Origin of the sequence: Flavobacterium sp. 9 (genome assembly GCF_002754195.1) — a bacterium.
Lineage (GTDB): Bacteria > Bacteroidota > Bacteroidia > Flavobacteriales > Flavobacteriaceae > Flavobacterium.
The window spans coordinates 40,719-54,476 of record NZ_PEEU01000001.1 but is presented as its reverse complement, the minus strand read 5'-3'; the positions used below and the strand labels follow the sequence as shown (position 1 = coordinate 54,476).

14 protein-coding genes are annotated in these 13,758 nt (G+C 34.1%); 7 read left to right on the top strand and 7 right to left on the bottom strand.

Annotation, left to right across the window (positions count from 1 at the left end; all coding sequences use genetic code 11):
• Positions 1-56 precede the first annotated feature (56 nt).
• The 4 genes from CLU81_RS00230 to CLU81_RS00215 form a co-directional block, all read right to left on the bottom strand.
• Positions 57-689, bottom strand: a complete 633-nt coding sequence (locus CLU81_RS00230; RefSeq protein ID WP_099707987.1) for a hydrolase — start codon at positions 687-689, stop codon at positions 57-59.
• Between the two features lie 139 nt (positions 690-828).
• Positions 829-1,149 (bottom strand): phosphoribosylpyrophosphate synthetase, encoded by a 321-nt coding sequence (locus tag CLU81_RS00225; protein WP_099707986.1) that lies wholly within the window; start codon positions 1,147-1,149, stop codon positions 829-831.
• Between the two features lie 68 nt (positions 1,150-1,217).
• Positions 1,218-2,036, bottom strand: a complete 819-nt coding sequence (locus CLU81_RS00220) for an alpha/beta fold hydrolase (protein ID WP_099707985.1) — start codon at positions 2,034-2,036, stop codon at positions 1,218-1,220.
• A gap of 732 nt (positions 2,037-2,768) precedes the next feature.
• Positions 2,769-4,760: a GAF domain-containing hybrid sensor histidine kinase/response regulator gene (locus CLU81_RS00215; protein WP_099707984.1), complete on the bottom strand. Its 1,992-nt coding sequence runs from the start codon at positions 4,758-4,760 to the stop codon at positions 2,769-2,771.
• 291 nt (positions 4,761-5,051) lie between these two features.
• Here CLU81_RS00215 and msrA point away from each other — a divergent pair, with 291 nt between their 5' ends.
• A complete protein-coding gene (msrA, locus tag CLU81_RS00210; RefSeq protein WP_099707983.1) occupies positions 5,052-5,546 on the top strand; it encodes a peptide-methionine (S)-S-oxide reductase MsrA in 495 nt (164 codons plus the stop codon).
• Between the two features lie 129 nt (positions 5,547-5,675).
• Here msrA and ilvN read toward each other — a convergent pair whose 3' ends face one another.
• Both ilvN and CLU81_RS00200 read right to left on the bottom strand, forming a co-directional pair.
• On the bottom strand, positions 5,676-6,176 hold the full coding sequence (gene ilvN, locus CLU81_RS00205; protein ID WP_099707982.1) for an acetolactate synthase small subunit: 501 nt from the start codon (positions 6,174-6,176) through the stop codon (positions 5,676-5,678).
• Between the two features lie 432 nt (positions 6,177-6,608).
• Complete coding sequence (locus CLU81_RS00200; RefSeq protein WP_158235295.1) at positions 6,609-7,484, bottom strand: LysR family transcriptional regulator; 876 nt, start codon at positions 7,482-7,484, stop codon at positions 6,609-6,611.
• A gap of 207 nt (positions 7,485-7,691) precedes the next feature.
• Between CLU81_RS00200 and CLU81_RS00195 the strand changes: the two genes are divergently transcribed.
• From CLU81_RS00195 to CLU81_RS26605, 5 genes are read left to right on the top strand one after another with little or no spacing between them, the layout of a single operon-like run.
• Positions 7,692-8,828 carry an efflux RND transporter periplasmic adaptor subunit gene (locus CLU81_RS00195; RefSeq protein WP_099707980.1) on the top strand — a complete coding sequence of 379 codons (1,137 nt, stop codon included), beginning with the start codon at positions 7,692-7,694 and terminating at the stop codon, positions 8,826-8,828.
• Between the two features lie 19 nt (positions 8,829-8,847).
• Entirely contained in the window at positions 8,848-10,800 is a 1,953-nt protein-coding gene (locus CLU81_RS00190; protein WP_099707979.1) for an efflux RND transporter permease subunit, read from the top strand.
• Positions 10,801-10,833: 33 nt separating this feature from the next.
• The gene (locus CLU81_RS00185; protein WP_099707978.1) at positions 10,834-11,136 is read left to right on the top strand and encodes a transposase; all 303 of its coding nucleotides are present in this window, start codon (positions 10,834-10,836) and stop codon (positions 11,134-11,136) included.
• Positions 11,079-11,999 carry an IS3 family transposase gene (locus CLU81_RS00180; RefSeq protein WP_144444448.1) on the top strand — a complete coding sequence of 307 codons (921 nt, stop codon included), beginning with the start codon at positions 11,079-11,081 and terminating at the stop codon, positions 11,997-11,999. The genes CLU81_RS00185 and CLU81_RS00180 overlap by 58 nt, the downstream gene beginning before the upstream one ends.
• A gap of 50 nt (positions 12,000-12,049) precedes the next feature.
• Positions 12,050-12,190 carry a site-specific recombinase gene (locus CLU81_RS26605; protein WP_255410501.1) on the top strand — a complete coding sequence of 47 codons (141 nt, stop codon included), beginning with the start codon at positions 12,050-12,052 and terminating at the stop codon, positions 12,188-12,190.
• A 78-nt stretch (positions 12,191-12,268) separates the two neighbouring features.
• Here CLU81_RS26605 and CLU81_RS00175 read toward each other — a convergent pair whose 3' ends face one another.
• Positions 12,269-12,949, bottom strand: coding sequence for a cysteine hydrolase family protein (locus CLU81_RS00175; RefSeq protein WP_233209616.1), 681 nt, complete (start codon positions 12,947-12,949; stop codon positions 12,269-12,271).
• A gap of 167 nt (positions 12,950-13,116) precedes the next feature.
• Between CLU81_RS00175 and CLU81_RS00170 the strand changes: the two genes are divergently transcribed.
• Positions 13,117-13,695 carry a Crp/Fnr family transcriptional regulator gene (locus CLU81_RS00170; protein WP_099707976.1) on the top strand — a complete coding sequence of 193 codons (579 nt, stop codon included), beginning with the start codon at positions 13,117-13,119 and terminating at the stop codon, positions 13,693-13,695.
• Positions 13,696-13,758: the final 63 nt, after the last annotated feature.

Here is a 13,758-nt window from a genome sequence, read left to right as displayed (position 1 = left end):
TATTTATTTTGTTTGAAGTTTCAGGTTTGAAGTTTCAAGTTTTATGTTGAAATGAATTAGTGTTTCAACATGTTGTGTGCATAATGAATTCCTAAACCGTAAGATCCGCCGTGTTTTTTCATTAAATTCGTTACCGGAACGTATGTTTCCTGACGTGCCCAGTCTCTTTGAAGTTCTAATATATATTGGATAGAAGTTATAGGTTGTGCACCAACTTGAATCATTCTTTGTATTGCGCGTTCGTGTGCTTCGGTGCTTACATCTCCGCAGGCATCTGTAATTACGTAAACTTCATAACCTTCTTCAATAGCAGATAAAGCTGGACCAACAATGCAAACTCCTGTCCATAATCCTGCAAGAACCAGTTTTTGTTTTTTCGTTCCTGTAATTGCTTTATAAGCGTTTTCGTCTTCCCAGGTATTCATTGTTGTACGGTCAATATATCCTGAAGTTGCGATTGGATAATATTCTTCAATTTCCGGAAAAACCGGTCCTGCAAAACTTTCTTCAAAAACAGTGGTTACAATTGTTGGAACATTAAAGATTTTTGATGCGCCGCAAACAATAGCAACATTATTACGCAATTCGCTCAAAGCAATACTGCTTGTAGCAAATGCCATTTGCCCTTCGAAATCAATTAATACTAATGCGTGATTGTCTGGTGATAATAAGTTTACTGATGGTTTCATAAGTTTGATATTTAATATTATTAGTTAAGCTAACAAGGTGCCAAATCTGTAATTGGCTATTATATTGGGATGTATGAGATAAAACGATGTTTTTTGGTTACGATATTTCGCAGATTTATTATCGCTTTGGTGAAATTCATTAAGAATGTGTTGAAAGTTTACGGATCATTTCAGCAGAAACAGCGTCGGCATAGATTCCAAAAGCGCTGGTCAAAACACCTTTTATATTGTAGATTTCAGATATAATTCCGTAAACAATATCTTCATCTCCGGGATCTGTATCTCCTTCAAAACGGAATAGATATTCGATTTTGAATTCTTCCGGTGACATCGTTTGTTTGTTATTGTTGTAACGAATACAGTTTTCATCAAGATTAAAGTTTTCGGTAAAACCTTGTTGATTTAGCCATTGCAAAGCTTCTGTAACAGTATCAAAAGAGGGTTGTTGAATAGTACTCATGGTTGGAAAGTTTTGAAAAACTGCCTGTAAAAGCGAACCAATAGAGGCAGTTTTAATTAATTGTTTACTTATGCTTTAATGAAAGCCAGAATATCGTTGTTGATAGTTTCCGCTTCTGTAGTTGGCATACCGTGAGGAAAACCAGGATAAGAAATTAGTTTTCCGTTTTTCAAAAGTGCTGCAGCTCTTGGCGCCTGACCGTAAGGAACGATCTGATCATCTTCTCCGTGTAAAACCAAAACCGGAATATCTAAACTTTTAAGATCTTCTGTAAAATCTGATTCAGAGAAAGCTTTGATTCCATCATGATGTGCCAAAACTGAACCCATCATTCCCTGACGCCACCAATTGTGTCTAATTCCTTCCTGAACTACTTTTCCTTCGCGGTTCCATCCGTAAAACGGAATTGGGAAATCATAAAAATATTGCGCTCTGTTAAAAGCTGTTCCTTGTCTGATTTCGTCAAAAACTGATAATGGAACTCCTTCAGGATTTGTTTCGTTTTGAATCATAATTGGTGTTACAGCGCTAATAATTACTGCTTTTGCAACACGTAATTTTCCGTATTTTGCTGCGTAACGTATTACTTCACCACCTCCGGTTGAGTGACCTACGTGAATTGCATCTTTTAAGTCAAGAAATGCAGTAAGTTCTGCGATATCTGATGCGTAAGTTTCCATGTTGTTCCCTTCTGAACTTTGACCTGAACGACCGTGTCCGCGGCGATCATGTGCAATAACCCTATATCCTTGTTTTAGGAAAAACATCATTTGAGCATCCCAGTCATCACTTGATAATGGCCATCCGTGGTGAAAAACTACTGGTGTTCCTGTTCCCCAATCTTTGTAAAAAATTTCTGTTCCGTCTTGTGTTTTAAATGTGCTCATCTTGTTATGGTTTTAGATTATTAAATTGTTTCTATAATTGTTAAAATTTGAATTATAATAAAGTGTTATTTTAATTTTATTGATGTTGTTTGATTTCTTTGACAAACTTACAGCAGTTTCGAAAGTCTGTCAGTTAACCTAGATTAAGAAAAAAAAATATCTCGAAATTGATATGTTCACGTTCTGCATTTTTAAATACTATTTATTTTACGCAGAGTAATTTTCAAACAATGTGCCGTTGAAGTTAAGCGGTTGTTTTTAAATGAATTGTGATTTTTGGAGTGATTTTTATTTTACGGTATTTCGTAAAATTATTAATCGGAGATTATGATTTTATATAAATTATATAAAATGCATTTTTTTTAAGAGGAGATTTATAAGGCGAACGCAAGGAAAAGAAAAAAAATGTAGAAGATAAAAAACATAGCCCGTGGTTTCAACCATGGGACACGCGTAATATATATTGCGTCCCCATGGTTGAAACCACGGGCTATAGTTGGATTTATTGAAATAGGGAGAACATAATCCGTGGTTTTCCACGTGGACACGTGTTATATGTTATAAATAATTGCGATTGCATGGTTGAAATCGAATTATAATTAAACGGATAGGTAAAACATAGCCCGTGGTTTCAACCATGGGAACACGTGTTATATATATTGTGTCCCCATGGTTGAAACCACGGGCTATAGGTGGATTTATTGAAATAGAAAAGAGATAATTAATGCTTTTCTATCGAAGTTCCTTTAAAATCTTGAAGACTTCGGCAATTTCATAATCTAAGGCTTTTATTTTTTCTATTGTTTTAGAATTAAATTGCTCTTGTTTGGCTTCTTTTTCAATAGTAGATAAATAATTACTAAGATCTTTTAGCATGAAAATATCCAGACTGGATTTCATATTGTGGCAAATTCTCATTGCTGTATTGTAATTGTTATTGCGAATGGCTTTTCCTAATTCTACAACTTCATTAGGAATTTTTTCCAGAAAAAGATCAATCATATCTTTTCTAAAATCTGCTTCGCCGCTTGAAACCTCATCAATAAAAGAAAAATCAATTATTCTCTTTTGTATCGGATCAACATCTTTAGTTATAACTGTTTTTATAGCTTCTAAAAGTTGTTCTTGCTTGAAGGGTTTAGGAACGTAAGCATTCATCCCAATTTTATAACAAAGTTCCTGTTCACCCACAAGAGAGTGCGCCGTCATTGCAATAATAGGAACGGTTAATTTCATTTCGTTTCTGATGTATTCTGTCGTTTGATAACCATCTTTTACTGGCATCTGAAGATCCATCAATACTAAATCATATTCATTTTTGGATAAAAGAGCAATTCCTTCTTCACCATTTCCAACAATATCTAATTTAAATCCAAAATTATGAATAACACTTTTCACCAGTTTTTGGTTTAAAACATTGTCTTCACAAAGAAGTATTTTAAGGTTTCCGGGGTTATAAGCAGTTGTGGTTTCAACTGTGGTTTCAATATGATTTGCTTTTTTATAAGTAAGAGTAAAGAAAAATTCGGAACCAAATCCAGGTTTACTTTTTACCTGAATTTCAGAATTCTGCAATTCAATAAGTTGTTTTACAATATTAAGACCAAGTCCTGTGCCGCCAAATTTTCGTGTTGTGCTTTCTTCGGCTTGCGTGAATCTTTCGAAAATGCTTTTAAGTTTCGCTTCATTAATACCAATTCCGGTGTCTTTTACAGAGAATCTAAGCGAATATTGATCTTCGGTTTCACTAATCTTTTTTACAGAAACCGTTACTTCACCTTCTTCTGTAAATTTTAGTGCATTTCCGGCAAGGTTAACCAGAATTTGATTCAATCGTCCCTGATCGCCAATTACCATTTCCGGCATATCGGCATCGAGAAAAAGATTGAATTCGACATTTGCAGAAACTTTTACTTTTAGTAAATCATAAACGTGTTTCAGCGTGCTTTTTAAATTGAATGGTTCTTCATCTATTGTCAGGTTTCCGGATTCAATTTTAGAAAGATCCAGAATATCATTTACAATTAAAAGTAAATTCTCTTGGGCAATTTGTACGCTATTAACATAATCACGTTGAATTGTATCCAGAAAAGTTTGCGCCAAAAGATCTGTAAAACCAATAATAGCATTTAAAGGCGTTCTGATTTCGTGACTCATATTAGCCAGAAAACTATCTTTTGCGAGAACTGCGCGTTCGGCAATTTTTTTCTGAGCTGCAAGATCAATATTTTTTGTTCTTAATTCTAATTGATTGATAATGTGTTTTGCAACAATCGAAAGTGCATTTCGTTGATTTTCATTCAACTCTTTAGAAACATGGTCGATTGCACAAATAGTTCCAATATTATAACCATCTGGTGTTGTAAGCGGAATTCCGGCATAGAATCTCACTTTAAAACCATCAAGAACATTTGGATCGTTTTTAAATCTTTCGCTTAAAAAAGTATCGGATATTTCAACCAATTCGGATTGCATAATTGTATATCTGCAAAAACTAATATCACGAGGAACTTCTGTTACTCCAATTCCAATTTCAGATTTAAACCATTGTCTGTTTTCGTCTATAAAAGAAATATGTGCAATGGGCACACCGCATATATAAGCAACGAGTGCTGTTGCATCATCAAAAGCATATTCAGGCAAAGTATCGAGAATATTGTAACGCTTTAATGCCGCAAGTCGCTCTGTCTCGTTGTGAGGTAAAGGTTGTAGTAGATTATTCATTCAGTCAATAAGGAAAATACAAAAGTATAGAGAATGTAATATAAACATATGTTAAATATGGCTTAGAACTGATTATTTCGCTATTTTAGAGGATAAATTATAATATTTGAAGAATAAAATAAGAATATACTTCTACAAAAATGTTTGTGAAAGTTCTCTTTAATTTTGTTAAGAAATGCGAATGTTCTAAAAATATAGTATTAATTTAACTGCTCAAATAAGATAGGATGAGAGTATATATTTAAAATAGATATTAGCGTCTAATCTTAAGGATATTAAAAATAAAATACCATGGAAAATTTAAAAAAAGCGTACATAGCCGGAGGTTGTTTTTGGGGAATGGAAGATCTGTTTCGCGTGCGACCTGGAGTAAAAGATACCGAAGTAGGTTATATTGGCGGAGACAACGAAAATCCAACCTATCCAAATCATCCGGGACATGCCGAAGGAATAGAAATTACCTACGATGCTAACGAAACTTCGTTTAAAGAATTATTAGATTATTTTTTCAGAATGCATGATCCAACAACTGTCGACAGACAAGGTAATGACAGAGGTTCTAGTTACAGATCTGCGATATTTATTCAGAATGAGGAAGAAAAACAAGATGCTGATGAAGTAATTAAAATTGTTGATGATTCAGGTAAATGGCCGGGCAAAGTTGTTACGACGTTGGAACCTTATTCTAAATTTTGGACTGCCGAAGAATATCATCAGGATTATCTTGTGAAGAATCCAAATGGTTATACTTGCCATTTTGAACGATTTGGAACTTCGTTTTTATAATCGAATTATTTCATAAAAAAGCACAATTAAAAATCTGTGCGATTTGAAAACTATTGCCTATAATCTCCGCCAAAAAAGTGGAGATTATAGGCTTTATTTATTTGGTTTAATATTACTATATATTGTAGATTATATATCAAAAGCTTCGTTGGTTAGAGTGAGAGCAATTCGAGCTGTTTTTATAAATTCTATTAATCCAAAGTTCTTTAATTCGCTAGCCAAATTATTGATTTCATCTTCTTGTCCCGTTGCTTCAAAAACAGTGAAATCTTTTTCGATTAATATAAATCTGGCGTTGTATTTTTTAAGTAAATGATTTATGTTTTCTTCATTGATGAAACCAGATGTCCTTACTTTTAACAATCCCATTTGTTTCCAGATGATTTCTTCGTTTGTGCTAAAATAACATTTAAAAACTTCGATGATTTTTTCGATTTGAAGCGCAATATTTCTGGCGATTTCAAAAGTTTCTTTTATAACGAGCGTACATCGGTACATTTTGTCAATTTCGCAAGTAGAGATATTGAGGCTTTCTATACTGATTTTTCTTCGCGTAAGCATAATGGTTATTTTATTGAGTAATCCCATTTGATCTTCGGTGTAGGCGGTTAAAGTATATTCTTGTTTCATTTGAAAAGTGTGTCTAAATTGATTGATTTATTAGTAGTTAGTGTTTTCCGGAAATAAAAAAACCTTTCTCATTTATGACTGAGAAAGGTTTTTATTATACAATAGAATCCTGCCTCGTCATAAAAGACGAATAATGATAATTGCGATAATGATAATTTGTACTGAATTTTTCATGTGTATTTTAAATAAAAAAACCTCCCGAAAAGGGAGGTTTTAAATTGTATCTGTGTACTTATTTATATAACATCCCTGATCATTATCGAATGATAATAATGCTGCTAATAATAGTGATGTTAATTAAGTTTTTCATTTTGTATTTCTGATGTGCGACAAATGTATTGATTTTTATAATGCTAAAGAAAGTTTTTTTTGATGGAAGCTATTTGTTTCAAAGGCGAACATATTTTAGAATAAATCTTTGAAAACAAAAGATTATTTCAATAGCTTTTTGACCATTTCGATTTGATCTGTAGTGACATTATTTTTATTGTAGGCAAGATAAATCGTGTTTTGAGTAGGATGATGGCCTTTCCAGATTTCTTTAATATGATGTTGATCAATATCATCCTGCACTAAATAATCTGATGCAATGGTGATACCGGAACCAAAACGAATTCCTTTTAAAATCGAATTATAATCAGGAATAACAAATCGGGGTTTTATGGTTGGGCGTTTTTTAAAATTTTCTAACCAAAATCGTCTAATAATCGCCAGATCACTGCTGTAAGCATACCAATCTTTATCGCAAAGCCATTTTTCGGCTTTATCAAATTCAGAATTAGTTATGAAAAGATCAAATTCGGTTGTATCGAATTCCTTATTGCCAACAAGAAGTAAATTGGCAGTACGAATAGGTTCATAAACAATATCCTTCTCATCATTACGATTTGAAGTGATGACAAAATACAATTTTCCTGAATTTAATTTTTGCATTAATTCTTTGGAAGGGCAAAATTCAAAAACAAGATTTGCGGGAGCCTGACTTATTTTTGAAGACAGAATGCTGTAGAAAAACTCTTTAGATGTGCCAATACAAGTCAGCGGAATATTTGAAGAACGTGTATATCTAAATTCGGCTTCAATATATTCTAATTTTTCAATGGCATCAATTACCTGAGTATAAAATAATTTGCCATAATCTGTTGGCACCATTCGGCGTGGTTTACGTTCGAATAACTGTTTACCTACATGAGCTTCAAGGGCTGATAAATGCTGACTTACATTGGGTTGCGAAATAAGCAATTCCTGTGCAGCGCCAGTAAGCGTACCCACCTGATATATCGTTTTAAACGTTCTGTACCATTCCATGTCTACCATAGTGCAAAGTTACTTGTTTTTTATTTTCCTTATAATATTAAGTATAAATTGATTTATAGATATCTATAAATTATGCTATTTCCTTTATAATTAATTCCGATACACCTTTGCATGCAATTTGAGAAACTTCAATTAAAAACAACAATATTGAAATTTCCATCCAATTCATTATTAATCCATTAAAAATTATTTATTGTCATGCAGCAACATTTAAAAGCATTGCTTAGTACTATATTCCGAACGTCGATGGTCGGTTATTGCTTATTGGTTTTACAAGGATGTTCATCCAAAGCAGAAAAAGAAAAAACAGTGACGCCATTAGTGTCAACCGTTACAGTTGATACCACATCGGTTACAACAGAATTAGAATTTTCGGGCATGCTTGAAGGAATCAGCAATATTGAAATAAGACCTCAGGCTGAAGGATATCTGGAAAAAATATTTGTAGACGAAGGAGCTTATGTACGAAAAGGACAACCATTGTTTCTTATTAACGATACGCCTTACAGCGAAAAACTAAATCAGTCAACTGCATCTTTGCAAACTGCATTAGCCAACAGGGAAAAAGCCAGAATTGAAGCCACTAGAATACAAAAACTGGTTGACGGAAAAGTAGTTTCAGATGTACAGCTTAAAAATGCCCAAGCCGAACTCAGCGCCGCAAATTCTGCTGTTCGACAAGCAGAAGCTGCAAAGAAAAGTGCGGCTATAAGCAAAGGATTTACGCTTATAAAAGCTCCTGTAAACGGTTATGTAGGCAAACTGCCTTATAGAGTTGGGAGTCTTGTGGGGCATAACGAACCGGAACCCTTGTCTGTGGTTTCAGATATCAATACCATGTATGCTTATTTCTCGATGAGTGAAGAAGCTTTTTTGCAGTTTAAACAACAATATCCGGGAAAAACCATAGAAGAAAAAATCAAAAGAATTCCTTCTGTTCGTTTAATGCTTCCTGATAATTCAGTTTACGACGAACAGGGCAAAGTCGATATTGTTCAGGGACAATTTGATAAATCTACCGGATCTATTACGTTTAGAGCTTCATTTCCTAATAGCGGAGGACTTTTACGTTCCGGAAATACTGGTAAGATTATCATGTCGCAATACAACAAAAATGTAATTCAGATTCCACAGTCGGCTACTTACGAATTACAAAATAAAGTCATGGCTTATGTGGTCGAAAAAAACAACAAGCTGAAAAGCGTATCCTTAAAAATAGGACAAAAAACAGCTTTAAATTATATCATTTCCGAAGGATTAAAACCTGGAGATATATTGGTATCAAAAGGACTTGAACGCTTGCATGAAGGGATACAGGTAAAAGTTTCAAAATAATAATCTAGCCTTTTAAATTATGTTAAAGAAAATAATCGACAGACCCGTCACGGCTACTGTCATCTCACTTATATTGGTAATTTTAGGCTTTTTGGCTCTGGAAAAATTACCTATGGAAACCTTTCCGGAAATTGCACCGCCCTCTGTAGTGGTAACCGCACGTTACCCCGGAGCCAGTGCCGAAGCCGTTGCCCGTTCTGTAGCCACGCCGTTAGAACAGGTAATTAACGGAGTAGAAAATATGATCTACATGACATCGTCTTCTTCAAACGATGGTACATTGACGATTACCGTTTATTTTAAACTGGGAACCAATCCGGATCAGGCGGCAATTAACGTACAGAACAGGGTTTCGCAAGCCACAAATCAACTGCCTCAGGAAGTCGTAAAAACGGGTATTAATACTTCCAAACAAAACAACAGTATGATCATGATTATTGATCTCGAAAGCACCAATCCTAATTACGATTCGGCTTTCCTGAACAATTACGATCTTATTAATATTGTTCCGGGAATCCAGCGTATTCAGGGAGTTGGAAAAGCGCAGGTATTTGGAAGTAAGGATTACGCCATGCGTGTCTGGCTGAATCCGGGAAAATTGGCAAGCTATCAAATGACAGCACAGGAAGTCATGAAAGCCATTGACCATCAAAATATTGAAGCAGCTCCGGGTAAATTTGGAGAAGGAAGCGCAACGGCTTTTGAATACACGATTAAATACAAAGGAAAACTGAACAAAGAACCGGATTATGAAGATATTGTAATCAGGGCAAATCCGGATGGTTCTGTGCTGCGTTTAAAAGATGTTGCTAAAATAGAATTAGGATCGTTGGATCATGTTTATGCATCGGCACAAACGCTGGATGGGCATCCGGGAATTGGAGTTGCGATTTTTCAGACTCCGGGTTCGAATGCCAATGATATTCAGATTGAGATTCTGAAATTTATGGAAGAAGCCAAAAAGAGTTTCCCAAAAGGAATTAGTTACAGAACCACTTATAGTACAAAACGCTTTTTGGACGCTTCTATCAATCAGGTTGAACATACCTTGGTTGAAGCTTTTATACTGGTATTTATTGTTGTTTTTATTTTCCTTCAGGATTTTCGTTCTACGCTTATTCCGGCAATATCTGTACCAGTGGCGATTATTGGAACTTTCTTTTTTATGGGAGTCTTTGGCATTACCATTAATTTGCTGACACTTTTTGCCCTCGTTCTGGCTATTGGAGTGGTGGTCGATGATGCGATTGTCGTCGTCGAGGCCGTTCATCATAAATTAGAACACCATTCTACCGATGCTAAAAAAGCGACAATCAGCGCGATGGGCGAAATTACCGGAGCTATTCTATCTATTACTTTGGTAATGTCGGCGGTATTTTTACCTATTGGTTTAATCGAAGGTCCGGTTGGTGTGTTTTACAGACAGTTTGCTTTTACACTTGCTATTGCTATTGTAATTTCAGCAGTAAATGCCTTAACCTTAAGTCCAGCTTTATGTGCTGTTTTACTTAAAAACAAACATGCTGAATTGTATGAAGATAAACATAAAAAAGGCTTACAAAGATTCTATGAACTCTTTAATACTGGTTTTCATGCGGCTACAAAAAGATATACAAATGCTGTTCTTTTTCTAATTAAAAGAAAATGGCTGGCTTTGGGCGGATTGGTTTTGGTTACCATTTTAACGGTAGTATTGGCACGCAACACACCGCAAGCATTTATCCCTACAGAAGATCAGAGTTTTGTAATGACCGCTTTAAGCATGCCTCCGGGAACTTCTTTGGAACGTACCAAAACAGTAACAACGCAGGCAAGTAAAAAGCTGAGTAAATTTGAAGGCGTATATTTTAATGCGATGGTGAACGGTAGTAATTTATTGGCCAACACTGTTTCACCATCCTACGCCGCTTCGTATACCATTTTAAAACAGCCCGAAGTGGAGTTGCTACATTTACTGGGACATAAATTTTAAGACTGTTTAAATAAAAATAAATATCTTAGAATTATGAAAAAACGAGTTTACAGTGCTGAGTTTAAATCATCAGCAGTACGATTAAGTTACGAGCGAGAAAACATCAAAGAATTAGCAGATGAACTAGGCGTCCAGGTAGAGCGTATTTATAAATGGAGGTCTTCTCAAAAAACATTTACTAATCTACAACCAATTATTTCTAAAAAGACAGAGATAGATTCTTTAGAAGTAAAACAATTACGAAAAGCCCTTAAAGAAAAAGAATTAGAGCTTGAGATATTAAAAAAGGCCGTTCACATCTTTTCCAAGAGCGATGGGAAATCTACCAATTTATAGTCAGCTATAAACATTTATATCCTATTGAAAAGATGTGCAGCGTTTTAAAAGTAAGCCGAAGTAGTTATTATAGATGGTTCAGTGGCGGTCCTTCTAATAGATTTATAGAAAATAGTCTATTTACAGATTTAATAAAAGAAGTTTTTGATCTAAGCAGTCAAACTTACGGAAGTCCCAGAATAGCGGAACAGCTAAAAAGAAAAGGATATAAAATATCCAAAAGGAAAGTTGCTAAATTGATGCTTCTTAATGGCTGGAGAAGTAAACTTAAAAGACGCTTTAAAGTAACCACAGATTCTAATCATCGATATCCAGTGTGCAGTAATCATCTCAATAGAAATTTTACACCAAAATCACTTAATGAGGTTTGGGTGTCTGATATAACCTATATAAGAACAGCTGCCGGCTGGTTATATCTTACTACTATTATTGATTTATATGACAGGCAGGTTATAGGATGGTCATTAAGCACACGAATGTATACCGATCAAACGATTATTCCAGCTTGGAAAATGGCAGTATCAAAAAGAGAAATAACAGAATCTTTACTTTTTCATTCAGATAGAGGAATACAATATGCTTCGATAGAATTCAGAAAATTGATTAATAAAAATACTTTAATCACTCAAAGTATGAGTAGAAAAGCTAATTGTTGGGATAATGCTGTAGCTGAAAGTTTTTTCAAGACCCTTAAAGCAGAACTTATCTATCAGCATAAATTCACAACCATTGAAGAAGCTAAATTAGCAGTCTTTGAATATATAGAAGTATGGTATAATAGAAAACGTCTGCATTCTTCTTTGGGATATAAAACACCTAAAGAAATGGAACTAGAATTTTATAAAATAGAAAGTGTAGCATAGGTCTTAGAAAATTTGTCCGACTTTTTGTTGCAAGTCCAGTTAGTTTTAGTTTGTCGTTGGGACTTGCATTTCGTTCGCGTAATATTCCACTTTCAGAATTAAGACAAGTGGCAAAAGCGATTTTTAGATATTTTAGAAGTAAACCTTTGCAATTCTTTTTTCCACCAAAAAATAGTCCTGCATCAGAATAATATTTACAATTTCTTGTAATAAAAAAACCTTGGTAAACCTGAATTGGTTTGCCAAGGTTTATACTAAAGAACCTTTAATTATTTATTTTTTGATAGAAATTCATCGCTTGATAAAACTGTAGCGTACAAACCACCAAGAGCATTTAATCCGGCTAGAAAAGCAGTATTAATTTGGCCTGCCGGAACTACTTTTCCGTTTAGTTCACGATCTCTTGTCGCAACAGCATCGCTAATCAAAGTGTTATTAAAACCGTTATCCATCGAAGCTCTTACAGTTGCATCGATACAAACATCTGTCATCATACCGGCAAAAACTAGATCGGTAATATTATTTTCGTGTAGATATTCTAATAATTGAGTATCTCTAAAGCTATTAGGATAGTTTTTTGTAATTACCTTTTCGTTAGCAAGAGGAGCAACAATTTTATTAATTTCGGCACCTTTTGTGTTTGGCAGAAAAAACGTAGCACCTTCTTGCAATGCAATATGCTGTATATGTATTACCGGCATTTTGTTTTCTCTAAAATACGATAAAACCTCTTTTGCTTTTAGTGCTGCTTTTTCAGGTTCAACAAGTTCCATAGTTCCGCCTGGGAAATAATCATTTTGAATATCAATAATAATTAATGCTGTTTTTTCTTTTTTTGAACTTTCCATTTCTTTTGTGTTTTTAATACTGTTTTGAATTGATGAATCATTTTTTTTATTGCATGCTATCGTTGTAGCAATTATGAGCAATAGTGAAGCTAATTTTTTCATGTCTTATATTTTTGTCAAAGGTATAGCGACACAAGAAATAGAGACGTTGAACTAGTTCACCAAATACTCAAATGGGAATAAATCGGGATATCAATTCAAATATTGGTTCAGAAAATCAATATTTTTTTTAAATTAGAGTACCACAACAAATTGATCTTATAAAGCAAATGATAGAACAAAACCAATTTTACGAAAACATAAAAAAGTATATTGATCTTTCTGAAACTGAGTTTGCAAAACTGAATTCATTTTATCATATTGAAGAAATTCAAAAAAATCAAATGATACTTTCTGAGGGAGAAATTTGTGATTTCGAAGGATATTTATTAGAAGGTTGTTTTAAAATTTTCTATAATGAAGACAATATCAAAGAGCATATTTTATACTTTGCAGTAGAAGATTGGTGGGTTTTGGATATTGGAAGTTTTGTTTCCGGAACACCTTCAAAACTAAACATTCAGGCTCTGGAAGATTCCAAAGTAATCATGATTAGCAAAGAGCAAAAAGAAAAATTATATCAGGAAATGCCTCAAACCGAAAGACTTTTCCGTTTGATGAATCAAAAAGCGTTAGAGTCAATTCAATTGCGTATGATTAGTATGCTCAATAAAACCGCAGACAAACGTTATCTCGAATTTAAAAGCAAATACCCAACGCTTGAACAAAGAATTCCTCAACATCAAATTGCGGCATATTTGGGGATTTCTCATGAATTTTTAAGTAAAATCAGGAGAAAAATATTGTGATCTTTATTTCGTATGTAATATATGAATTCCTTTATTTTTAGGGTTTTGAGAGAAGGAAATACA